The sequence below is a fragment of the Streptomyces sp. NPDC059169 genome (assembly GCF_042755225.1).
Lineage (GTDB): Bacteria > Actinomycetota > Actinomycetes > Streptomycetales > Streptomycetaceae > Streptomyces.
Genome location: NZ_JBHZCF010000002.1, coordinates 60022 through 82488 on the forward strand (window position 1 = coordinate 60022; position 22467 = coordinate 82488).

Annotated in this window: 19 protein-coding genes; 3 read left to right on the top strand and 16 right to left on the bottom strand. The window is 72.4% G+C overall.

Annotated features, from left to right (window positions below; genetic code table 11):
• Nucleotides 1-138 precede the first annotated feature (138 nt).
• The 8 genes from ACFXOM_RS04160 to glnA form a co-directional block, all read right to left on the bottom strand.
• The gene (locus ACFXOM_RS04160) at nt 139-1989 is read right to left on the bottom strand and encodes a serine/threonine protein kinase (protein ID WP_385036909.1); all 1851 of its coding nucleotides are present in this window, start codon (nt 1987-1989) and stop codon (nt 139-141) included.
• Nucleotides 1986-4073, bottom strand: coding sequence for a vWA domain-containing protein (locus ACFXOM_RS04165; RefSeq protein ID WP_385036910.1), 2088 nt, complete (start codon nt 4071-4073; stop codon nt 1986-1988). The genes ACFXOM_RS04160 and ACFXOM_RS04165 overlap by 4 nt, the downstream gene beginning before the upstream one ends.
• Nucleotides 4070-5371 carry a hypothetical protein gene (locus ACFXOM_RS04170; RefSeq protein WP_384930308.1) on the bottom strand — a complete coding sequence of 434 codons (1302 nt, stop codon included), beginning with the start codon at nt 5369-5371 and terminating at the stop codon, nt 4070-4072. The genes ACFXOM_RS04165 and ACFXOM_RS04170 overlap by 4 nt, the downstream gene beginning before the upstream one ends.
• The gene (locus ACFXOM_RS04175; protein WP_385036912.1) at nt 5368-7020 is read right to left on the bottom strand and encodes a hypothetical protein; all 1653 of its coding nucleotides are present in this window, start codon (nt 7018-7020) and stop codon (nt 5368-5370) included. The genes ACFXOM_RS04170 and ACFXOM_RS04175 overlap by 4 nt, the downstream gene beginning before the upstream one ends.
• A gap of 73 nt (nt 7021-7093) precedes the next feature.
• Complete coding sequence (locus ACFXOM_RS04180; RefSeq protein WP_385036914.1) at nt 7094-8236, bottom strand: hypothetical protein; 1143 nt, start codon at nt 8234-8236, stop codon at nt 7094-7096.
• Between the two features lie 271 nt (nt 8237-8507).
• Nucleotides 8508-9326 (bottom strand): class I SAM-dependent methyltransferase, encoded by an 819-nt coding sequence (locus ACFXOM_RS04185; RefSeq protein ID WP_384930299.1) that lies wholly within the window; start codon nt 9324-9326, stop codon nt 8508-8510.
• Nucleotides 9323-9484, bottom strand: coding sequence for a hypothetical protein (locus ACFXOM_RS04190; protein WP_384930297.1), 162 nt, complete (start codon nt 9482-9484; stop codon nt 9323-9325). Before ACFXOM_RS04190 ends, ACFXOM_RS04185 begins: the two co-directional genes overlap by 4 nt.
• 234 nt (nt 9485-9718) lie before the next feature.
• On the bottom strand, nt 9719-11128 hold the full coding sequence (glnA, locus tag ACFXOM_RS04195) for a type I glutamate--ammonia ligase (RefSeq protein ID WP_384930294.1): 1410 nt from the start codon (nt 11126-11128) through the stop codon (nt 9719-9721).
• 326 nt (nt 11129-11454) lie between these two features.
• Between glnA and ACFXOM_RS04200 the strand changes: the two genes are divergently transcribed.
• Entirely contained in the window at nt 11455-11922 is a 468-nt protein-coding gene (locus ACFXOM_RS04200) for an RDD family protein (protein WP_384930291.1), read from the top strand.
• Between the two features lie 402 nt (nt 11923-12324).
• On the opposite strand, the gene ACFXOM_RS04205 is transcribed toward ACFXOM_RS04200, so the two are convergent.
• From ACFXOM_RS04205 to lipB, 4 genes are all read right to left on the bottom strand, one after another.
• On the bottom strand, nt 12325-13023 hold the full coding sequence (locus ACFXOM_RS04205; RefSeq protein WP_384930288.1) for a DUF4191 domain-containing protein: 699 nt from the start codon (nt 13021-13023) through the stop codon (nt 12325-12327).
• A gap of 19 nt (nt 13024-13042) precedes the next feature.
• Nucleotides 13043-13246, bottom strand: coding sequence for a hypothetical protein (locus ACFXOM_RS04210; RefSeq protein ID WP_384930285.1), 204 nt, complete (start codon nt 13244-13246; stop codon nt 13043-13045).
• 263 nt (nt 13247-13509) lie between these two features.
• On the bottom strand, nt 13510-14499 hold the full coding sequence (lipA, locus tag ACFXOM_RS04215; RefSeq protein WP_385036916.1) for a lipoyl synthase: 990 nt from the start codon (nt 14497-14499) through the stop codon (nt 13510-13512).
• 103 nt (nt 14500-14602) lie between these two features.
• The gene (lipB, locus tag ACFXOM_RS04220) at nt 14603-15457 is read right to left on the bottom strand and encodes a lipoyl(octanoyl) transferase LipB (RefSeq protein ID WP_384948688.1); all 855 of its coding nucleotides are present in this window, start codon (nt 15455-15457) and stop codon (nt 14603-14605) included.
• A 208-nt stretch (nt 15458-15665) separates the two neighbouring features.
• On the opposite strand from lipB, the gene ACFXOM_RS04225 reads away from it, so the two are divergent.
• Complete coding sequence (locus ACFXOM_RS04225; RefSeq protein WP_384930276.1) at nt 15666-17132, top strand: regulator; 1467 nt, start codon at nt 15666-15668, stop codon at nt 17130-17132.
• 199 nt (nt 17133-17331) lie between these two features.
• Here ACFXOM_RS04225 and ACFXOM_RS04230 read toward each other — a convergent pair whose 3' ends face one another.
• Nucleotides 17332-18681: an NAD(P)/FAD-dependent oxidoreductase gene (locus tag ACFXOM_RS04230; protein WP_384930381.1), complete on the bottom strand. Its 1350-nt coding sequence runs from the start codon at nt 18679-18681 to the stop codon at nt 17332-17334.
• 675 nt (nt 18682-19356) lie between these two features.
• The gene (locus tag ACFXOM_RS04235; RefSeq protein ID WP_384948685.1) at nt 19357-20247 is read right to left on the bottom strand and encodes a TIGR01777 family oxidoreductase; all 891 of its coding nucleotides are present in this window, start codon (nt 20245-20247) and stop codon (nt 19357-19359) included.
• Between the two features lie 117 nt (nt 20248-20364).
• Between ACFXOM_RS04235 and ACFXOM_RS04240 the strand changes: the two genes are divergently transcribed.
• Nucleotides 20365-21072, top strand: a complete 708-nt coding sequence (locus tag ACFXOM_RS04240; RefSeq protein WP_384930270.1) for a GNAT family N-acetyltransferase — start codon at nt 20365-20367, stop codon at nt 21070-21072.
• Here ACFXOM_RS04240 and ACFXOM_RS04245 read toward each other — a convergent pair.
• Both ACFXOM_RS04245 and ACFXOM_RS04250 read right to left on the bottom strand, forming a co-directional pair.
• Nucleotides 21062-21715: a TetR/AcrR family transcriptional regulator gene (locus ACFXOM_RS04245; RefSeq protein WP_385037107.1), complete on the bottom strand. Its 654-nt coding sequence runs from the start codon at nt 21713-21715 to the stop codon at nt 21062-21064. The two genes, ACFXOM_RS04240 and ACFXOM_RS04245, sit on opposite strands and share 11 nt — an antisense overlap.
• Before the next feature lie 205 nt (nt 21716-21920).
• Nucleotides 21921-22439 carry a DUF4240 domain-containing protein gene (locus ACFXOM_RS04250; RefSeq protein WP_384930267.1) on the bottom strand — a complete coding sequence of 173 codons (519 nt, stop codon included), beginning with the start codon at nt 22437-22439 and terminating at the stop codon, nt 21921-21923.
• Between the last annotated feature and the right edge of the window lie 28 nt (nt 22440-22467).

Consider the following 22467-nt stretch of genomic DNA (forward strand, 5'->3'; position numbering starts at 1 on the left):
GGGGGGGGGGGGGGGGGGGGGGGAGTTGGGGACCGGAGGGGGGGGGGGGGGGGGGGTTTTTCTTTGGGTGCTGGTGTCCCCCCCTTTTTGGGCGGGCCCCCCCCCGCCACCCCGGAACGGGAGGAGGCCCCGGGAGGATCAGCCGTGCGCCCGGTGGACGCCGGGCGCACGGACCATCTCCAGACGCTGCACCGGACCTTGGACACCGGTCCACTCCTCCCAGACCGTCCACGGCCCGTCCTCGGTGAGGCACACCGCGAGCAAACGACCGTCGGACGTCTGGGACAGGGCCACGTCCAAAGCCGGGCCCGGAATCCGCCACGGGACGCAGTCATGCACGGACGTCGTCACGGTGACGCCCGCGGCCGTGGCGTCCGCCTGCGCCGACAGCCGCCGGTTGCCGCACAGTGCGACGGCGACCGTGTCCGCGGCGGCCGCGGACGGCTCGTCCATCAGCAGCCAGCCGTCGGCGAAATGGTCGCACCACGTTTCCCGGCGGCCGTCCGGCCGCAGCAGGGCGGCTTCCAGCTCGCCCCACGTGTTGAGCGCGAGGGCGCCACGACGGGCCGGGGCGTCGCTGACCGGTCGCCGCACCGGATCGCCGGCGGCCGGTTCGGACCAGGTCCACAGCTCCACCGAGCTGTTGAGTCCGACCAGGACACAGGGGCGACCCCGGTGGTCCCGGGCGGCCGCCAGGACGGTCGCGGCCGACGGGGCGGGCACCGAACGCCCCGTCGGCTCGGTACCCGCACACCAGCGGTAGGCGGTGACACCCGCAATGTGGCCCGTCCAGATCAGCGCGGGCGCCCCGGGCACGGTGAGCGCGACCACCCCCCGGGCATCGCCGCCGAGCTCGCGCCAGCGGTCCGCGGTGCCGAGCCACAGCGAGCCCCGGGTGTCCGTCGCGGCGACGGCGGGTCGGCCCCCCGGGTCGAGGAGACAGGCGACCGCGTTGACGGAGCGCGGCGCACCGGGTGCCAGCGGCGGGAGCTCCGGCAGCAGCCCGGGCAGGCCGTAGGCGCGGACGCCTGACGGCCCTCCGGTGACCACGGTGGGGTGGGCGACGGCACCGGGCAGCACGCCGACGCACACGTGGGGTGCGTCCCGTGCGGCGGCCAGCAACGTGCACAGTTCCTCCGCCCATGCGGTCAGCGGGGAGGGGCGCCGCGTGGGATCCGGGTCCAGGGCGCGCGCCAGGCAGTCGGCGACCTCGACCGGGTAGCCCGCCGCCAGGAGTTGGCGGTGCGTGGCGCGCGACGCGTCCTCGTTCCTCGTCAGCCGGTCGAGGTCCGGCAGCAGGAGCCGCCGGGCCAGCGCACCGACCGCGTACCGGTCGCGTGCGGGATCCGGCCGCCGATCGCTGAGCTCCTCACCGGCCGGAGCGTAACCCGGTGTGTGCACCACTCTCGTCAACCCCCTCCCCAGCGGGGCGAGGTACGTGAGGTCGATCAGCCGGACCTGCCCGTCCTCGGTGACCAGCACGTTGCCCCCGGAGATGTCCCGGTGCACGTAGCCGCGGTCGTGCAGCCGGTCCACGATCACGCACAGAGCGCGCAGCACTCCGGCCCGGGTCACCGCGTCGGCGGGGGACGACTGCGCCCAGCGGTCGGCGGGCGTGCCGTCGAGCCACGGGGAGATCAGGTAGGGGATCTGTTCTCCCGACGGACGACGGTGCGCAGGACGCGGCAGGGAACCGACGAAGTAGTGGACCGGCGTGGCGAGTCCGGGGATCTCCAGTGCGGCGCCCCGGTGCACGCTGTCGGCCCAGCGCTCACGCCAGGCGGCGTGACCCTGCGGATGGTCGTCGACCGATCTCGGCTGGAGGATCTTGAGGGCGCAGAAGCCCTCCGTTCCGTCGCGGTGCCGCCGCGACGCCCGCCACACCTCGCCCTCGCCTCCCGTGGTCAGGTGGTGGACGAGGACGTACTCGTCGGGACGGTCGGGAGGACCGCACTGCCACCCGGGCTCCCAGGGGGACTTCTCGTTCACTCCTCGCCCCGGTACCTGAGCAGGGGCGCCGTGACCGACGACGGTGCGTCCGAGCCGGCGTCCTGCCCGGTCGGACGCTGTGCGGCCGCGGGGACGTACGGTCCGGTCTCCGTACGGCCGTCATCGGCGTGGCCCTGCCGGGACGCGGCCGTCGACCCGTCCCGGGCGATGGCGTGGCCGGACGGCGGGTCCTCGCCACGACCGTCTCCGTAGGCAGGCGGAACGGGCACGTCGTCGATCGGCCGCGTGCCCGCGGTGGAAGGCGAGGCAGGCCCCGCCACATCCGGCAGCGAGGCCAGCGACGCCGCCAACCCTTCCAGCACATCCGCCAGCCCAGCGACCCATTCGATGCGACGGCCGGCGTCCCAGTTCTCCCCCCGCGCGGCGCGCAGCAGCCCCAGGTGGCCGCCGACGGCGTGCAGGGACCCGGCGAGCGCCGGCGGCACGGACGCCAGAGCCGCCGGAGTGAACGACGAGACCATGTCGCGGTCGAACGTCGGACTCGGCCGCGTCTCCAGGGTGTAGACGGCCTTGCTCACCGCGATTTCCACCGGCTTGTGGCGCAGCAACGGGGACCCCAGCGCACGCCGGGACTCCCTGATCGTGTTCCCCGCGCACTCCAGGAGGCGGATCCCCAACTGCCGTACGTCGACGGTCGTCCCACGGTCCGCGCCGGACCCGGCGTCGTCCTGCCGTCGTCCCGCGAGGTCGCGCAGTGCCTCGGCCAACTGCGGTGGCAGCGGCGCGCCCTGACGCGGGTGGCGGGCCTGACCGGGGGAGACCCGACGCGTCATGCCCGCGCCGAGCCCGGAGAAGTACCGGGCGAGGACGTCGAAACCGCCGATCGCAGCCTCGTCGCCGCCGCCGACCCGCACGAGCTGCTGCAACAGCTCGTGGTTGGGCACGAAGGCGTCGCCGCCCTGGTTGCCTTCCGCGAGCCATCGTCGGTACATCGCCAGCGTACTGATCCCGACGGCGTGCAGCCGCACGTCGGTGTTGTCGTGGAGGTGCTCCATCAGGCTGACGGGCTCCTTGGCCGCGTACACGACTTCACCGACGCCCTCGTCGCCCCGTCGGGTCCAGTGCGCACCGTCGCTGACGAGGACGATCAGCCGTTCGTTGCCCGGCTTTCCGTGCAGGTACAGCAGGTTGGCCGCCTCGTGGAGGGCGTTGCCGATGTCGGTACCGGCGTTCTCGGGACGCAGCAACGCCACGGCGTTGCGGAACTCCTCCACCGCGGGCCCGTCCGAGCCCGCGTCGAGCTCGGCCATGCCGCCGGCCCGGGGGAAGACGTGCGCCGTGCCGTGGGTGAACTTCAACATCGCGAAACGCGACACGCGTCCGCTGATGCCCAGCCGCATCGCCAACAGGTCGTTGAGCGCGCTGCGCAGCACGTCCATGCGCGGGCGGCCCCGCAGCCGCCCCGAACCGTTCGAGCCGCCGTAGACGCCGCCCTCGCTGATCTCGGGGACGTCCGGCACGCTCATCGAACCGGAGCAGTCCGCCAGGATGACGATGTCCACCCCGTTCCGGGCACTGGACACGAACAGTTCCACGTCGGTGCGCTCGCCGATCTCGGCGAGGACACCACGCCGCCCGCCGGCCTCCAAGGCCCTCACCCGGTACGCGGCCGATCCCTGCACGTCCAGCCACAGCTCGGCGTGCTCCTGCGGCGGGACCCACAGCAGCGTCCCCGGCAGCCCCGCTCCCGAGAGCTCCCGGGCCAGGTCGTCGAAGGGCGCCTCCACGGACGACTCGAGCGTCAGCGAGCGCACCGGCTCCACGGGAACGGGGTCCAACCGCCAGGCGGGCTGCACGGTTCCCTCGCCCAGGCCGAGCTGTTCGGCGAGGTCGTCGTTGACGGCGACGATCCCCTCCGGGACGGCCGCGAGCGGCACCAGGCGTACGGCGGCGGGGACCTGCGCGGTCCCGGAACCCACCGTCAGCAGGGCGGGCACCCCCCCGGGGCCCGTACCGGCCGGCAGGGCGGCGGGGGCCACCGCGATCCGCTGACCGGTCAGTGGCCCGCCGGCCGGCACGGACTGCAGCCGGTGGTGTTCGGGGGCGGGCATCAGCACACTCATCGCGACGTCCTCCTGCGGCCGTCCTCCAGCTTGATCTCCATTCCCAGCCGCGCCTTGTACTCCTTGATGCGGGATCCCTGCGGACCGATGAACTTCCCCGTCAGGTGCTCCGGTACCCGGATCCACAGGTCGCCGCCCACGGCGGGCGGTCGCGCCGGTTTGAACTCGGCGAGGACCAGACCGTCCGCGATCTCGGCGCCGTAGCGGTGGTCCAACTCGCGGACGATGGTCCGCAGCCGGCCCACCAACACTTCGCCCTGCCCGGCCGTTTCCTTCTTCTCCCTGAGCTGACGGTCCCAGTCGCCGGCCGCACGTTCCACCGCGCGCAGCGCCGTGGACGACCCGGCCGTTCGCATCCGGTCCTGCAGGGATCCGAGGTGCGCCCGGATCGAGCGGTAGTCCAGGGCCAGTTCACGGTGGCCGCACCTGCGCAGGTTGTGGCCGAACGCCGCGAGGGACGGCATGCGCTGTCCTCGACGGCGCCCCGCGGTGCCGCAGATCTGCCAGAGGATCTCGTCGGGACCGAGGGACTGCACCCGGCTGTGCGCCCGGCACAGGCCGATGCCCACGCGCTCGTACCCGAAGACCTGCCAGCGGCGTGCGTGCCGGGTACAGGCAGCGCGGCCGCAAGCGTGCCCGGACGGGCCCAGCCAGTCGCACTCCGACGTGCCCACGGCAGAACAGCCGGGTTCTTCGCAGACGGGGAACGCCCGTTGGTAGCAGTCCGGGCAGTAGTCGGTGTCGGGGTCCTGGGGATGGCGCTTGCGGTGCTCCTCGCACCAGGCCACCGAGGCCCGACAGGTGCGCCCCGCGCACCAGAAGGAGGCCGTGCGGGAGCAGCCCTCGCACGACGGGCGGTGGTCCGGGCACGACGGGAGCAGCGATCCGTCCAGCACCACGGCGTGCTCGACGCACACCCGGTCCGGGCGCCCCGCGTCCCCGCAGCCGCGGCAGCGGAACGACCCGTATCCTTCACGGCCTCCGCGGTCGCAGGCGGCGCACCGGTACACCAGTGCCGACCGTTGCCGCACCGCTGCGATGGCGAAGCGCGTGTCCCTCGTGGCCCACGACGTCTTGGGATCGACCCGCACGATCTCCACCGTGATCCGCCCGGCGTCGGAATCCCACACGTGCAGCGCGCCGGGCGCCAGCGTCTTCTCGTAGAGCCCGGGTTCCAACTGGCCCCAAAGCGCCACCAGGGCCTGTTGGCCCTCCGTGGGCGGCTGCCAGTCGCGCAGGTCGAGGACGACGTCCACCTGGCTGTCGGGAATGACCGGAGCGGTCTGTGCCGCGGTCATGATCCGCCCCCTCCGTTGCGCGGTGTGCCGTTGCCCCGTGGGGATCCACCGCCGTTGCCGCGGATCGTTCCGTTCCCGCGCTCGGGGTCCCTGCGGCCGTCGCCGTCGCCGTCGCCGCGGCGGTCGCGGGACGCCGCGCCCCGCGCACCCGAGGCGCCGCGCGCCCCGGACTCGGACTGCGGCCCGCCGCCCTCCGGGCGGCGGCGCTGTCTGCCGTGGTGCTGCCCGTGGTCCTTGTCGTTCCGCCCCGGCCGGGTCCTGCCCTGCCGGTCCTGCTGGTCCGCCGTGGTGGACCTTCCGTCGCTGCGGGCCCCGCCGTTCTTCCCGCCGCCGGTTCCGGACCGCGGGCGGTCCCCGCCCTGGCCCCGGCCCCTTTCGCCCCGGCCCTTGGAGTTCTGGCCCCTGGAGTTCTGGCCCTTGGTGTCCTGGCGGCGACGTCCACCCGGTCCGGAATGCCGGGTCGACTCCGCCCGTGCCAGACGTTGTGTCCAGGAACCCAACAGCAGTTCCACCCGGCCCGGGGCCTCGCGGCGCAGCGAGTCCAGGAGGATTCCCCCGGGGCGCGTGTCATGGAGCAACAGGTCCGCGGTGGCGACCAGTTCGTAGGGGCTTCGGGTCGCTGCGGCGGTGATCAGGTCCTGGCTGCGGGTCGGCGGCAGCCCGGCCGCCGGACCGTCGACGGGCACCAGGAGCGGGACGAGCTCCTCCGCCGTGGCTTCCAGGCGGCCGAGCGGCAGGAGGAGTTCGTCGAGGAGACGCCGCACGCTCTCCCGGGCCGGAACGGGGTCGGCCGGCTTCGCGCCGCGCCCGCCCTCCTGCAGGAACTTCGCCCGGAGCCCCTGGGTGACTGCGCGCGCCCGGTTCTTCTCCAACAGGGACTGGGGGGTGTTGCCCTCGCGGCCGCCGGAGCGCACCTTGCGACGGGCGTACAGCGCCAGAGCGGCCAACAGCAGGGCCTGCGCCCGCAGATCGGTCAGCGAAAGTTGTGCGTCGAGACATCGCACGAGGACGGCGGCGGGGCGGTCCTGGGATCCGCCCAGCGGCGCGACGTCCATCCGGGTCAGATCCGCGATCCCGTCGCGGCGGCGGATGTCGGACCGCACGTGGTCGAGGTGGCGGGGGTCTGCGGAGGCGAGGTAGCGCGTGGTCAGGTGTTCACGCGAGTCGGCGAGCCACCGCGAACCGACCCGGTCCGTCGGGACGCCGACCGAACCCCGCCCGCAGAGCGCGATCAGTGCGGGACTGTGCCGGCGTAACAGGTTGACCAGGACCTCCTGCTCGGCTCCGTCGGTGACGAACAGGACGTGCGGGTCGCCGGCGGCGGGGGGCGAGGAGGAGTCGAGCCGGACGCCCGGGGCGTGCAGCACACCCCCGAGACTGCGCGCGGCGTCGGCGAGCGTCCGCACCAGTGCGGCCAGGTAGCCGAACGCCTCGTCGCGGGCCGCGGGGGTGCCCAGCCATAAGTTCTCCAGGCTCACCGACACCAGGCCCGGTCTGCGCGGGTCGGTGGATATGCCTGCCGGGGAGAGACCCGGCGGTGCGGCCGGCATCCAGGCGGAGGCCACCACCGTTGCGGCGTCCGCGTTCGTCACGGCCAGGGTCTTGGTGAAGGACTGACGTGTCGCCCCCACCACAGTCAGGCTTACCAACACAGAGCGATGGTATCGGAGCCAGATCAGACGTGTGGGGTATTTGCACGTCAAATGCCTTGTAACAGAAGGATCATGACGGATCATCACTCTCGAACTCGGTCTTCTCGACGAGGACCGGCCCGGACGGGGCTGGCAGCACCCGGTCCCCGGGGAAGTGTTCCCGCCCGGACAGCCTCAGCCGTACGGCGTCCGCGAGCACCAGCTCGTCGTCCGGCCCGAGGACGGTCTCCTCGCCGGGCACCAGCGGCCGGGTCCGACCGCGCATACCGCAGGGCCGCAGCACCGTCCCGTTGGTGGACCCCAGCTCGGTGACGGCGAGTCGGCCGCCCCGGTGGTCCACCGGCGCCGGGCCGACCAGTCGCAGCAGCAGGTGGCTCCGGCTCACCCGACGGGTGGCCGCCGGATGGGGGAGGTCGTCGGCGGCGAGGTTCACCCCGTGGGTCGACGAGCCGCGGCCCACGAGCACCGATTCCTCCGACGCCAGGGGGAAACGCAGGATCTCCCCGTCCGTGCCATCCTCCGACACCACCACCACGCGTACCGGGGGGCGGGGCCCGGCCGCCTCCAGCGGCGAACCGCACCCGGGGCAGAGAGCGGTACCGTCCCGCCGCGCGATGTCCGGCCAGAGCAGCAGCCGTTCCGGCCACAGCATGGCGTGCAGGCACGACCGCGAGGGACAGCGCCAGTCCAGCCCGAGGACCTCGCGGTGGGCCGTCTGCCGAACGTCGATGCCACTGCCCCGGATGAGCTCCTTCGCCTCCTCCGCGCGCGACTTGCGCTGCTCGGTGACGTCGCGCACCCCGCTCGGCACGAACTCCAGTCCGCTCGGTCCCTGCTGCCAGGCCAGGAAGCGTGCGGCGGCGGACGGGATCCAGGGGTGGGCGCGCCGCAGGTCGAGGAACTGGTCACGGCTGACCACGTACAGTCCCTGGTCCCTGGCGAGGGACAGCAGTTCGGGGTCGGCAGTCGGCGCCAGCCGGATCTCCCCGGCGTGGGCCATCGCCTCCAGCCGCCGCCGCTCGGGGCGCGGCAGCTGGTAGCGCAAGGAACCGTCGGCGATCAGCGTGAGCGGCGCCTGTTCCCCGCGGCTTCGCCGCCACGCCTCGCACAGCAGCTCGAGGCGACCCAGCCGCGGGGACCGCTCGCCGAGCGGGGGGATCCGTTCCGACCAGCAGACATTGGACACATCGACGACGGCACCGGACGCATTCACGTTGGACGCGACTCCTCGCACACGGCTGGGCCGGACTCCGGCCGGGACATGACCGCCTGACGGGAACCACGCTCCCCGCACGGTCGGGCACGCAACGTCGATGTTGTCACAACATCCCTGCCGCCACGGCGGTTTGGCACAGGGCCATCCGAACCCGCGGTGCGCGCGGTACGCTCGGCGGCCTTCGGTGGGTCCGTGCCGTTCCTCATCGCCTCATCGGTGAGCAGGAGTGGGTCGTGGAGCACGGTCGTCGCCGCTAGCGCGTCGGCTCTCAGCGGCGGCAGACGAGGAGGCCACCAAGGCAGGTGATCTCGTACGACCCGTGCCGGGCGATGTGGTCGGCCACCAACGTGCGGGCGCGGTCGATGGTCGCGTGGAAAGGTACGTCGTGCTGGTCCGCCCAGGCACGGTACGAAGCCATGTGGGCAACCACAGGCTCGGGGTCGTGGACAGTGATGGTCCCCGGCAGTTCGACGACCTCCACCCGGCTGAACTCCTCGCCGAGGAAGGCAGGCGCCTTCTCCAGGGAGAAGCGAGCGCTGAGCGAGATACGAGCCGGGCCCCGGTCGACACCGAGGACGTCGCCGGCGGCTCGCTGCCAGAGGTCGTCGAGTTCGGCCTTGTCGCGGTCGCTGTTGGTGGAGGCGATCACCAGCCCGTCATCAGCCACGACCCTGGCCAGCTCCCTGACTGCCTGGGAGATGTCCGGCACGTGATACAGCATGTGGAGCGCAAGGGCGGCGTCGAAGGTGCCCGCCGCGAGGGGAAGCCTCGTGGCATCCGCCACGGCGACGGGGCCCGGGACGTGGGCGAGGATGCCGGGGGCGATGTCGAGGCCGAGCAAGAACAGGTCCCCACGGTCCTGACCGAGCCGCTGGATGAACTTGCCGTTGCCGCAGCCGATGTCGACGACGCGCCCGCGCACGTCGCCCAACCGCTCGGCGACGAGAGCCGGCAGGTCGTACCGGGGTGTCTGCCACTGGTAGAGCGACTGCCGAGCGGCCAAGTCCCGGTCTCCGTTGTAGGCGCTGCCCGCCAAGCGGGCCCGGTCGGTGACAGCGACGGCGTGGGCGGCGGACAAGTCGGTCACGTCGGCAACTCCGGAAGATGGGCGGCAGGCAGGGACGCACGGACGACCGTGTGCTGGAGCCGGTCACGCAGGTGCACGGCCCGCCCGGCTTCACCGTACTGCGGCCCTCCCAGCTCCCGCCCGAGAACGGTGAGCCGGCGCACGATACTGGCCGACATGCGCTCCGGCGAGGACTGGAGAACGAAGCCGAGCAGTGAGGGCCGCTACCCCGACGATGGGGGAGCGGCCCTCGCAGCGTTTCTGACACCACGTCAGAGGATTGGCCGGGCGGTACGCACTCGGTGCTCAAGGGGGTGGAAGGCAAGCGGTGCCACTGAGAACTGCTGAGAAGTGTTTTCGCAGGTCACAGCCTGTTCTCAGGGGTTCCAGCCCAGGTCGCCCGACCTCGCCTCCTAGATGTCGAAGTACAGCTCGAACTCGTGCGGGTGGGGACGCAGCTGGATCGGGGCGATCTCGTTGGTGCGCTTGTAGTCGATCCACGTCTCGATCAGGTCGGCCGTGAAGACGCCGCCCGCCTGCAGGTACTCGTTGTCCGCCTCGAGGGCGTCGAGCACCGCGGGGAGGGAGGTCGGGACCTGCGGGACGCCCGCGTGCTCCTCCGGGGCGAGCTCGTAGAGGTCCTTGTCGATCGGCTCGGCCGGCTCGATCTTGTTCTTGACGCCGTCGAGGCCCGCGAGCAGCAGGGCCGAGAACGCCAGGTACGGGTTCGACGACGGGTCCGGGGCACGGAACTCGACGCGCTTGGCCTTCGGGTTGGAACCCGTGATCGGGATCCGCATCGCGGCCGAGCGGTTGCGCTGCGAGTACACCAGGTTGACCGGCGCCTCGAAGCCCGGGACCAGACGGTGGTACGAGTTGACCGTCGGGTTGGTGAAGGCCAGCAGCGACGGGGCGTGCTTGAGGATGCCGCCGATGTAGTAGCGGGCGGTGTCCGAGAGGCCCGCGTAGCCCTGCTCGTCGTAGAAGAGCGGCGAGCCGCCCTGCCACAGCGACTGGTGGACGTGCATGCCGGAGCCGTTGTCACCGAAGATCGGCTTGGGCATGAAGGTCGCGGTCTTGCCGTTGCGCCAGGCGACGTTCTTCACGATGTACTTGAAGAGCATCAGGTCGTCGGCGGCGGCGAGCAGCGTGTTGAACTTGTAGTTGATCTCGGCCTGGCCGGCGGTGCCCACCTCGTGGTGCTGGCGCTCCACCTGCAGGCCGGCGCTCTCCAGCTCCAGCGAGATCTCGGCGCGCAGGTCGGCGAAGTGGTCGACCGGCGGGGCCGGGAAGTAACCGCCCTTGTAGCGGACCTTGTAGCCGCGGTTGTCCTCGAGGGCGCCCGTGTTCCACGCGCCGGCCTCGGAGTCGATGTGGTAGAAGCCCTCGTTCGCCGAGGTGGCGAAGCGCACCGAGTCGAAGACGTAGAACTCGGCCTCGGGACCGAAGTAGGCGGTGTCCGCGATGCCGGTGGAGGCGAGGTAGGCCTCGGCCTTCTTGGCGATGTTCCGCGGGTCGCGGCTGTACTGCTCGCCGGTGATCGGGTCGTGGATGAAGAAGTTGATGTTGAGGGTCTTGTCGCGGCGGAACGGGTCGAGGCGCGCCGTCGAGAGGTCCGCGCGCAGCGCCATGTCGGACTCGTGGATCGCCTGGAAGCCGCGGATCGACGAGCCGTCGAAGGCGAGCTCATCGGACGGGTCGAACGCCGTGGCCGGAATCGTGAAGTGCTGCATCACGCCGGGAAGGTCGCAGAACCGGACGTCGATCATCTTGACGTCGTTGTCCGCGATGTACTTCTTGGCGTCGTCGGCGTTCTGGAACATCCAACTCCTCCTACTCCCGACCCGGGGAGGGGCGGGGTTGTAGCTCGGTCGTGCAGCCAGTGCGGTGGCACACGCTGGACCCGACCCTAGGCAGACCGGATTTCTCCAGCATGACTCATTTGTTTCGCGGACGTTAACCGGAGCGCCGGCGGGCCCTTCCCGGGCGCGTCCCGCGCCGCGCCCGGCCGTCCCGGACCGGCTGCGGACCGTGGCCGCAGACAGGGGGCACAGTCCCGAAAGTCCCGGTGCAACCGCCGTCCAGGATGCGGTGACCTCGGGCGCCCCCGGGAGGGGGTGATCGCAAACGGGCACAGTACCGTGGTCGGGTGGACAACAGGCAAGCAATCGGATCGTGGCTCTCCGGACCCCGTGCGGCGGCCGAGGACATGGGTGCCGATTTCGGCTACCGCGGCGAGCGGCTGGGGCTCCCGGAACAGGGCCCCGGCGCCATCGCGCCGCTCGGGCGGCGCTTCGGTGCGCTCTTCATCGACTGGGGTCTGTGCATGTTGATCGCGTACGGGCTGTTCGCCAACGGTGACCAGCGGGCCGCCGGGAACTGGGCGCTGCTCATCTTCCTGGTGCTCGGCCTGCTGACCGTGGGCACCGTCGGAAGCACCCCGGGCAAGCGGATCCTCCGGCTGCGGGTCGTCGCCGAGGACGGCGGGCGGCTGGGCGTGGGGCGCGTCGCCGTCCGGACGGTGCTGCTCTGCCTGGCGATCCCCGCGCTCATCTGGGACCGCGACGGCCGCGGGCTGCACGACCGTCTCTCGCGGGCCGTCCAGGTGCGGTTCTGAGGCCCTGCGCCGCCGCGGTAGCGGTGCGGCGGCCCGTCGACCCGTAGCGCACCAGCCTTCCCTCGGGCCCCGCACCACGTCTGCTCGGACCCTGCACGCGGGGTAGGAGAGCGGCGTGGGTGAAGCGCCGGGAGGAGTGTTGACGGTCCGGCTCCGGCTCGCCGGAGGGCGGTCGCGGGAGGTCGCCCGGGCTCACGGGAGGTCGTCTGGGCCCCGGCCGTCCGAGGGTGAAGACCGGTTCGGGAGGCGACGACCCCCTGGCGGTCGGCGGGAACCCCGCGCCCCGCGAGGGACGCCGTCGGCAGCCGGAGCGGGAGCACGTCGGCAGCGGTCCGGCACGCGAGGAGGGGCGCCCCGGGATCGGGGCGCCCCTCCTCGTACTCCTCCTGGGTCGGGCGGCTCTCAGCGCGTCCGTCCGCCGCGCGGCATCCGCATGCCCTTCGGCATCGGGCCCTTCGGCAGCGGCATGTTGCTCATCAGGTCGCCCATGGCGCGCAGTCGCTCGTTGGCCGCCGTCACCTGCGGCCCGCTCAGCACCCGCGGCAGCTTGACCATGGTGGTCCGCAACTTCTTGAGCGGCACCTGGCCCTCGTCGTTGCCCACGATGATGTCGTGCACCGGCACGTCCACGACGATGCGGCCCATCTTCTTCTTCTCGGCCGCCAGCAGGCTCTTCACCCGGTTGGGATTGCCCTCGGCCACCAGTACGACGCCGGCCTTGCCGACGGCGCGGTGGACGACGTCCTGGCTGCGGTTCATCGCCACGGCGGGGGTCGTGGTCCAGCCCCTGCCGATGTTCTGCAACACCGCGGCAGCCGCGCCCGGCTGTCCTTCCATCTGCCCGAAAGCAGCGCGCTCGGCACGCCGTCCGAAGACGATCGCCATCGCGACGAAGGCCAGCAGGAAGCCCAGGACGCCCAGGTAGATCGGGTGGTCGATCAGGAAACCGACCGCGAGGAAGACACCGAAGGTGACGATTCCCACACCCGCGAGGACAAGACCGATCTTCGGGTCGGCCCGTCGGGTCATCTTGTAGGTAAGGGCGATCTGCTTGAGCCGCCCGGGGTTCGCAGAAGTCTCTGCTTGTTCCTTCCTCGCCATGTCCTGAAGTTTACGTGCCTCAGGATGAGCGAGTCGCCACGGCCTCCAGTACGTGCTGCGCCTCGACCCGGTCTTTGGCGCGTCGACGGTCTTCGAGGACCGCGGCCCAGGCGTTTCGGCGGGCGGTGCGCTGGCCGCCGCTCAAGAGGAACGATTCGACGGCGCGGAGGGCGTCGGTGACGGACGGGATGGCGGTGGCGCGTACGGGAGTCGCGGCCTGCATGTCGTGGGTCCCCCTCGGGAACGAGAGCGGATGACTGGGAGAGGTGCCTGATGTCTGCCGGTGCGCTCCGCGGTGCGTGCGGTGCGTAAGGACAGAGTCACAGATTGGTGTTACCAGGGCGTGACTGGCTGGTCAAACACCGATGAAACGTTTTCGCATTCGGCCGCAACGCCGACGCGGCCCATACGCGCCCTCGACCTGCAAGGAGCGTATGAGCCGCGTACTATCGGCCATTACTGGCGAGTAATTTCTTGTGCTCGAATTCACGCTGTCTGGGTGGTCGGGATCTCGCCCGTCTGCTGCGCGGTGGCCGCCCGGCGCTTCTCCATCGCCTGCTGGAACAGCCGCCCGGCGCGGTACGACGAACGGACCAGCGGCCCCGACATCACCCCGGAGAAGCCGATCTCCTCGGCCTCCTCCTGCAGCTCCACGAACTCGTGCGGCTTCACCCAGCGCTCCACGGGGTGGTGCCGGACCGAGGGCCGCAGGTACTGGGTGATGGTGATCAGCTCGCACCCGGCGTCGTACAGGTGCTGGAGCGCCTCGCTGACCTCCTCGCGCGTCTCGCCCATGCCGAGGATCAGGTTCGACTTCGTGACCAGGCCGGCCGCGCGCGCCTCCGTGATCACCTGGAGTGAGCGCTCGTAACGGAAGCCGGGGCGGATCCGCTTGAAGATCCGCGGCACGGTCTCCACGTTGTGCGCGAGCACCTCGGGCCGGGACGAGAAGACCTCGGCCAGCTGGTCCGGGTCCGCGTTGAAGTCGGGGATCAGCAGTTCGACGTTGGTGCGGCCGGCCTCGCGGTCCGCCGTCTGGGCGTGGATCTGGCGCACGGTCTCGGCGTACAGCCAGGCGCCACCGTCCTCCAGGTCGTCGCGGGCGACACCGGTGATCGTGGCGTAGTTCAGGTCCATCGTGACGACCGATTCGCCCACGCGGCGCGGCTCGTCGCGGTCCAGTGCCTGAGGCTTGCCCGTGTCGATCTGGCAGAAGTCGCAGCGCCGGGTGCACTGGTCGCCGCCGATGAGGAAGGTCGCCTCGCGGTCCTCCCAGCATTCGAAGATGTTGGGGCAGCCGGCCTCCTGGCACACCGTGTGCAAGCCCTCGCTCTTCACGAGCTTCTGCAACTGGTTGTACTCGGGGCCCATTTTCGCCCGGGTCTTGATCCACTCGGGCTTGCGCTCGATGGGGGTCTGGCTGTTCCGGACCTCCAGACGCAGCATCTTGCGTCCGTCGGGTGCTACAGCGGACACGACCGTCTCCCTACCACTTCGATTCCTCGGCGGACCCCAGGGTACGCCCGTTGATTGTGGTGCCCTCACCCCCGGGCAACCTCTGGCCATGGGAGGGCATTCCTCAGGCGGTCGGCACCGGGGTCCCGGCCGCCTCCGGCCGTTCCGTGGGAGTGCTCCCGGCTGCGGGGCCGCGTTCGACGGCCCGCGGTTTGAGGTCCGCGTTCCCAAGCACCTCCCGCAGGTGCTTCTCGACCACGGGCAGGACCTCGGCGATGGTCACGTCGCGACCCAGTTCGTTCGCCAGGGACGCCACCCCCGCGTCGCGGATGCCGCAGGGCACGATCCGGTCGAACCAGGTGTTGTCCGGGTTCACGTTCAGCGCGAAGCCGTGCATCGTGACGCCCTTCGCGACCCGGATGCCGATGGCGGCGAGCTTGCGGTCCTCGCGGCGCTGGCCGGCGTTGGACGGGGCGTACTCGGGCCCGCTGAGCCGGGGGTCGAACTCCTCGTCGTGCAGCCGCGGGTCGAAGTCCAGCGACAGCCCTCCGACGGCCGGGCGCTGCTCCACCGGGTCTCCGAGGACCCAGACGCCGCTGCGGCCCTCGACCCGCGTGGTCTCCACGCCGAACTCCGCGCTGGTGCGGATCAGCGCCTCTTCCAGCCGGCGGACGTGGGCGACGACGTCCACCGGTCGGGGCAACTGCATGATCGGGTAGCCGACGAGCTGGCCCGGGCCGTGCCAGGTGATCTTGCCGCCGCGGTCGACGTCGACGACCGGGGTGCCGTCCAGGGGGCGCTCGCTCTCCTCCGTGCGACGGCCCGCGGTGTAGACGGGCGGGTGCTCCAGTAGCAGGCAGGTGTCGGGGATCTCGTCGGCGAAGCGGGCCGCGTGCACACGGCGCTGTTCGTCCCACGCCACCTGGTACTCGACTGCGTCGTCGCCGAAGCCCAGATGGACAAATCGCAGCTCGCTCACCGTTGTGCCTCCCTCAAGCGTTCACGGTGCACTCATCGCGCCCCGGCAACTGTACGACGCCGGTGCAGCCGTCAGCGCTGCCCTCAATCCTCACACGATCGGATGAATGCGGGGCGAAGGTGGCGGTTGGGTCGCTTTGGGCGGCTAAATTCGCGCCGTTCGATGAGGGCTGCACCCGGGGCCCGGAAGGCAGGAGACCGCACAGCAGATGACGGAACGACCTCCGCAGCGCATCCCCAACCGCCAGCTCGCCGCACTCATCGCAGAAGCCGGATTCTCCAACGCGGGGCTCGCCCGCCGGGTCGACCAGCTCGGTCTGGAGCACGGCCTGGACCTGCGCTACGACAAGACGTCGGTGACCCGCTGGCTGCGCGGCCAGCAACCGCGCGGCACGACACCCGCCCTGATCGCCGAGGTCTTCACCCGGCGGCTCGGTCGGCGCCTGTCCGCCCAGGACCTCGGGCTCGACGCATGTGCACCGGTGTACGCGGGGCTGGAGTTCGCGGCCACACCGGAAGAGGCCGTGGACATCGTGAGCGGGCTGTGGCGCAAGGACTCCGGCTCCCACGCGGAGCTGCGGAAGATCGCGTTCACCCCCGCAGGGCTCGTCGTGCCCAGCAGGGACTGGCTGATCGGCCGGGCCGACGAGCGGGTCTGCCGAGGCGAGCCCGCACAGCGCGGGGAGCCCGTCGCCAACGGGACGGCGGGGCGGCTGCCGGCACAGGGGCGTACCCCGCTGCCGCGGCAGCGGGGTACCGAGCGCGGCCCGGGACAGCGGGTGACCTCCGGCGACATCGCCGCCCTGCGGTCGATCGGCGAGCTCTTCCGGACCCTCGACCACGCCTACGGCGGCGGGCACGCACGGCAGGCGCTCGTCCGCTATCTGGAGCACGAGGCCGAGCCCATGTTGCGCGGTACGTACGGCGAGACGACCGGGCGGCGACTCTTCGCCGCCGCGGCCGACCTGACCCGGCTGGCCGGCTGGACCTCGTACGACATCGCCGCGCACGGCCTCGCCCAGCGGTACTTCGTCCAGGCGCTGCGCCTCGCCCAGGCGGCGGGGGACCGGGCCTACGGTTCGTACGTGCTGGTCACCATGGCCCGCCAGGCCGTGTACCTCGGGCACGGGCGGGAGGCGGTCCAGCTGACCCGGGTCGCACAGCAGGGCGTGGGTTCCTCCGCCCCGCCGGTCGTCCAGGCCCTGCTGCACTCCGTCGAGGCGCGCAGTCACGGGGTGCTCGGCGAGGTCAGGGCCTGCACGGCCTCGCTGGTACGCGCCGAGCGGGCGCTGGAGACGGCACGGCCCGGGGACGACGTGCCGCACTGGGCCCGCTTCTTCGACGAGGCGCAGCTCGCCGACGAGTTCGGGCACTGCCACCGTGATCTGCAGCAGTACCGGGCGGCCGCGCAGCACGCGGAGCGCTCACTCCAACTCCGCGCGCCGGGGTTCGCCCGCAGTCGGCTGTTCTGTCGTGTGGTGCTGGCCACCGCGCGGCTGGGTCTCGGCGAGCTGGATCAGGCCTGTGCACTGGGCGCCGAGGCCGCCCAGCAGGCCTCCGAGATGCGCTCGGCGAGGGCGGCGGAGTACATCCGGGACTTCGAACGTCGTCTGGAGCCCTACCGCGATGCGGCTGCGGTCCGCGGCTACCGCGACCGTGTGGCGGCGATCGGTTGACGGCGGGGCGGGGCGCTCGGGGCGGGTGTGGTCACCAGCGGTGGCTCGCCCCGGTGGGGCGGTTCGCCGTTCGCGGTTTCGGGTACGTTCCCTGCCCGTTGGGGAACGGACCAGGGCCGGGGGTGGGGTGGGTGGTGCCCGCTCCCGGCCGAGGTGGGGACTCGGCCGGGAGCGAGCCGGCGGCGGTCGAAGACGAGGACTACGCGGCGGCCGTTGTGAGCGCCGCCGCCGCGATCTCCGGTTTGATCCCGAAGTCCCGCAGGATCGCGTGCGCGGCCCGGCGCCCCGAGAACAGGGCACCCTGCACGGTGCTCGTGTCGCGGTGGTCGCCGCACACGTACAGCCCGCAGAGCAGCCGCACCGGGCGGCGCGCATCGTGCGGAGGCGTCATCGCGGGTACGGCCTCCGGTTCGTGATGGACGCCCAGCAGCTCCCATTCGGCGGTCGACGTGCCGTACAGGGCGGCGAGTTGGGCGCGGACCCGTCGGTCCAGGTCCGCCGGCGGACCGCCGAGGACGACGGACGTGATCAGCGCGCGACCGTCCGGCGCGCGGGAGGGGTCGACCTCGCTCATCACGGCGGTGTGGGCGACCGGGCCCGAGCACTCGGCATCCAGCAGCAGCGCCGGCTCGGTCAACGGCGATACGGGGGTGGTGTGGTGGACGACCGTCACGGGACGGAAGTCCGGGACGCGCAGCCCGGGAAGGATCTCGGCGGCGGCCCGTGCTCCGGTGGCGAGCAGCAGGGAACGGCACGTGATCGTGCCGTGCTCCGCGGTGCTGACGGAGTTGATCGAGGCATCGGTGACGCGTACGCCGGTGCGGACGGTGCCGGGCGGAAGGCTCTCGGCGAGCAGTTCGGGCAGGGCTGCGGCGCCGCCCGCCGGGACGCAGAGCCGCCCGCGTGCGAATCCTCGCAGGACCAGGTCGGCGCAGCGGCTGGAGGTGGTGAGCTCGGGGTCGCCGAGGAGGGTGGACAGGAGGGGTCGGAGGAAGCCGTTGACGGAGCGCGGCGGGACCCCGCGGGTGAACAGGACCTCACGGGTGGGCAGTTCGGGACGGGCCAGCAGGCGCTGGGGCGGGGTGGCGGCAAGCCGGCCGAGGGCGGACGCGAGACGGGCCTGGTCGAAGGCGCCACCCAGGGGCGTACGAGGGGCGCTCGCGAGGGCGCGCGCCGCAGTGAGTGCTCCCCCCACGCCCCATGCGGCGTGGGGGGATCCCCTGCGAGCGCTCCTGGCTCCGCGGACATCCCCCGCCCGGTGGTGGCGGCCGTCACTGTGCACGAGCACACCGGCCTCGAACGACCGTAGCGGGAGCCTGTCGAGGGCGGGGGTGCGGCGCAGCTCGGGGTACGAGGTGTTGAGCAGCTGGCCGCCCCGGTCCAGCCGGAACCCGTCCACGAGGTCGGTGGCCATGCGTCCCCCGACCTGGGGAGCCGCCTCCAGGACGATGACCGTGACCCCTGCGCTGGTCAGCCGATGAGCCGCCGAGAGGCCGGCGGCCCCGGCTCCGACGATGACGACGTCCGCGTGGCGTGCGCTGCTGAGCACGTGCCCCTCCCCGAGGTCGGCGCGGCTGGTGTGGGACCTCATGCCCCCAACCGGCCATCGGAATACACGAAGTTCTGATCGAGCCTAGAAACCCCGCTGCGTGCAGGCAGTCGCGCGCTGCGGGCGTCCAGTGGCACGGGGTCGCACGTCTGTGCGCCGCACTGTGGTGCCGGTCCTATCCCCTGCGCCGCCCGTTCCTGAAACCGCGCACGAGGTCGGACTTCGGGGCGGCGTGCGCGGGGCGTGAGTATCTGGCCAATGCTCTGTGCTCGCGGAGTACGTGGCGGCGGCCGCGCGCCGTCGGGTGCGCCCGGAACCGCGGACGGCTCGTCGTGCTGCCCGTTCGCCGTTCCGACAGCGCACGGGGCGCCCCCGGATCCTCCGTCCGCACCCGGCGCCGGCCCGGTGTCACTGCGTGAAGCGGAGGCGAACATCCGGTTCAGCCGGCTCCACGATGGCTGAAATCCCGGGTGTGCGGCCTGGCTCCCGGCACTGGAGGGGAGCCCTCCCGCCGGACGACCGACATCGCGACCGCGATGGGACGTCCGTGGCCACGGACGCGCCCGCACCGGGCAGTCGGGTCGGCAACCACCCCCGTGGACCCGGCGGCGGGCCCGCACCGGCGGGCGGTCGGAGAGTCAGCACCCCCAGCGGTGCCATCGCCCCTCCCCACCGTCAGCCGAGGGCTGCCCGGATCGAGTCGTCGATCGACGGGAAAGTGAAGCCGAAGCCCGAGGCCAGGAGCTTGGCGGGGACGACGCGCTGGCTGGCGAGGACGTCCGAGGCGAACTCCCCGAGCGCGAAGCGGAGGGCGACCGGTGGGACCGTGACCAGCGTGGGCCGGTGGAGGACGCGGCCCATGGCCGCGGTGACCTCCCGGTTGGTGATCGGTTCCGGGGCGGTGAGGTTCACCGGGCCGGACACGGTCTCCGTGTTGACGATGTGGCGCAGGGCAGCGACCTCGTCGTACAGCGAGATGAAGCTCCAGAACTGACGTCCGCTGCCGAGCCGGCCTCCCAGACCCGCCCGGAAGACGGGGAAGAGCCGGCCCCACGCCCCGCCTTCTGCGGCCACGACCAGGCCGGTGCGGGCGAAGGCCACCCGGATCCCGGCCTCTTCGGCCGGAGCCGCGGCGGCCTCCCACTCTTCGCACACCGCGGGGAGGAAACCCGAGCCGGGCGGGGCGCTCTCGTCCACCGCGCGGTCACCGGTGTCGCCGTAGTACCCGATCGCCGAGCCGCACACCAGGACGCGGGGCGGCTCCTCAAGCGAGGCCACCGCCTCGGCGATCGCCGCGGTGCCGAGCACCCGGCTGTCCCTGATCTCCTTCTTGTACGCCTCGGTCCACCGGTGTTCGCCCACCCCGGCGCCCGCCAGGTGCACGACGGCCTCACAGCCGATGAGTCCCGCGGCGTCCACGTACTGGCGCAGGGGGTCCCACTCCACTTCGTCCGCCCCGCGCGCCGTGCGGCGCACGAGTCGGACCACGTCGTGGCCGTCCGCGCGCAGGGAACGTACGAGTGCCGTGCCGATGAGCCCGTTCGAGCCGGTGACCGCGATCCGCATGGGATCATCCTGCCCCACGCGGGCGCCGTCAGCCCCGAACCGGCCACCGGGTGCGCGGAGTCCGCGCCGCGCGAAAACCCAGGGCACCCGGGTGCGCGCACCTGGCAGAGTGACGGAATGCCCACCGTGCACATACGCCACGCCCGTCTCGCCGATGACGCGCACCTCGCCGAGCTCGACAGGGCGGTCTGGTCGACGCTGCACAGCGTCGTACCGCGCCCGATGCCGCCGTACGGGCCGTTCTTCAGGGAGGGGGACCAGATGTCCGACTACCTGGTCGCCGAGACGGAGATCGAGACCGCCGCCGACCACCCCGACGGCTGCACGGGTGCCGCGGGCGACAGTGCGGCCGGGAGCGCGTCCGGGAGCGCGTCCGGATCCGTGGTGGGAGCGGCGGCCGGGCGGGGCGCCGGGCTGACGGAGGGCACCGGGAGCGAGGGAGCGGACCGCCCCGGCGCGGTCGGCGGGGCCGCCCCGGACGCCGGGGTGCCGGCCGCACGCCCCCGCCGCATCAGCGGCTACATCCGGATCAGGACGCCCGTGCCGCTGCCCTGCAACGCCCACGTACGACAGATCCAGGGCCTCGCCGTCGCCTCCTGGGCACGCGGCCGGGGAGTGGGGAGGGCGCTCCTGCGGGCCGCGGCCGACGAGGCACGTCGCCAGGGCGCGAGCCGGATCACCCTGCGGGTGCTCGGACACAACGCACCGGCGCGCCTCCTGTACGCGTCCGAGGGGTACGCCGTCGAGGGCGTCCTGCCCGGCGAGTTCTACCTGGCCGGGCAGTACGTCGACGACGTGCTGATGGGGCGGTCGCTCACCCGCTGATCCGGTGGCCGGTGAACACCCCCACGCCGCACGTCACTTCGCGCAGACAACGCAGGGCCAGCTCGGCGGGTGAATCCGGGTCGCCGACGGGCGCGTCCGTTCCCGCCCAGGTTTCCAGCGCCACCCGGACGGCATCGGTCGCCGCGGCCGCGGCGAGCCGCACCTGAAGCGCTTCGGCGTCGGGCCCGGCGAGTTCGGACAGCAGCGGCACCAGTCGCTCCTCGGACTGCTGGTTCACCCGGTACCAGACGGCCCGCAGCGCCGGGTCACCGGCGGCCGCACGCAGCAGCCCGCGCGTCCACCGCAGCCCCTCGGCGGTGCAGTCGTCCGGCTCGGACAGTGCCTTGACGACGGACCGTTCCAGCAGCTCGGCCACCGACGGGCCGGGCTCGGCGGCCGCCAGGTGCGTGCGCCAGCGCTCCGGACCGCGTGCGAGCAGCGGGGCGACGGCGTCCTGCTTGTTGCGGAAGTACCGGTAGAAGGTGCGCAGCGCGACTCCGGCGGCGTGCGCGATCTCCTCGGCCGAGGTGCCGCCAGGACCCCGTGCGGCGAACAGCCGCGCCGCGGCGCGCGCGATGGCAAGCTCGGTCGCGGCCTTGCGGCGCTCGGTGAGCGAAGGCCGCGGGAGCGCCGGCGGCGCCAGCCGCGGTGCTGACGGCAGGAATCTCGGTGACGGTGGTGACAGCAGTGACGGCGGTGACGACGTCGTGATCCTCACCGGAGGAAGAGTACGCCCGCGCTTCACCCTCGGGGCGGGTCGGCAGCCGAGACCCGGATGTGTCTCGGCACCCTCGCGGTTGTCGGGGGCCGGACTCGACCCTCGGCCCGCCACGCGTCGGCCCCCGACCTCAGACGCCGAAACGCTCCCAGAGGGCAGGGAAGCGCTCGGCGAGCGCCCGGTCGTCGTCGAAGTCGAACGGCGTACCTTCCGGTTCCGGGGACTGCGCGGGGATGCCGAGATCGGGTGCGACGGCGCCGGTGAGCTGCTCGTACGCCTCGTCCGCGGCGTAGCCCAGCTCCTCGCCGTCCCCGTCGATCTCCTCGTCGAAGTCGTCCAGGAATTCGGCGAGCGAGTCCGGGTCGTGCACCCCCGCCTCGAACACTTCCCTGCCCTGACCGATCAGCCAGCACCGGAAGTAGTCGAAGGCGTCGTCACTCGCGCCGCCCAGCAGCACGGCGGCGGCGCCCCACAGGTCCCAGCGGTACGCGCGGTTGTAGCGCGCCTCGAAATGCCGGGCGAAGTCCAGGACCGAGTCGGGGTCGAATTGCATCAGACGGTCGACGAGCAGCTCGGCGTGGTCCTCGGGGTCGCCCTCGGCGGCCTCGCGGGTGCGGTCGATGATCTCCCAGAACTCCGTCTCGTCCATCACCGCTCCAGCATCGGGGCTGGGACGG

Bases quoted from the DNA above. Each gene is read 5' to 3' on its own strand.
- ACFXOM_RS04210 (WP_384930285.1), bottom strand. From the start codon at position 13,246: ATGCAGGCCGCGACTCCCGTACGCGCCACCGCCATCCCGTCCGTCACC.
- glnA (WP_384930294.1), bottom strand. From the start codon at position 11,128: ATGTTCCAGAACGCCGACGACGCCAAGAAGTACATCGCGGACAACGAC.
- ACFXOM_RS04225 (WP_384930276.1), top strand. From the start codon at position 15,666: ATGACGGAACGACCTCCGCAGCGCATCCCCAACCGCCAGCTCGCCGCA.
- ACFXOM_RS04170 (WP_384930308.1), bottom strand. From the start codon at position 5,371: ATGACCGCGGCACAGACCGCTCCGGTCATTCCCGACAGCCAGGTGGAC.
- ACFXOM_RS04165 (WP_385036910.1), bottom strand. From the start codon at position 4,073: ATGAGTGTGCTGATGCCCGCCCCCGAACACCACCGGCTGCAGTCCGTG.
- ACFXOM_RS04190 (WP_384930297.1), bottom strand. From the start codon at position 9,484: ATGTCGGCCAGTATCGTGCGCCGGCTCACCGTTCTCGGGCGGGAGCTG.
- ACFXOM_RS04250 (WP_384930267.1), bottom strand. From the start codon at position 22,439: ATGGACGAGACGGAGTTCTGGGAGATCATCGACCGCACCCGCGAGGCC.
- ACFXOM_RS04235 (WP_384948685.1), bottom strand. From the start codon at position 20,247: ATGCGGATCGCGGTCACCGGCTCGAACGGGCTCATCGGCACGGCACTC.
- ACFXOM_RS04240 (WP_384930270.1), top strand. From the start codon at position 20,365: ATGCCCACCGTGCACATACGCCACGCCCGTCTCGCCGATGACGCGCAC.
- ACFXOM_RS04205 (WP_384930288.1), bottom strand. From the start codon at position 13,023: ATGGCGAGGAAGGAACAAGCAGAGACTTCTGCGAACCCCGGGCGGCTC.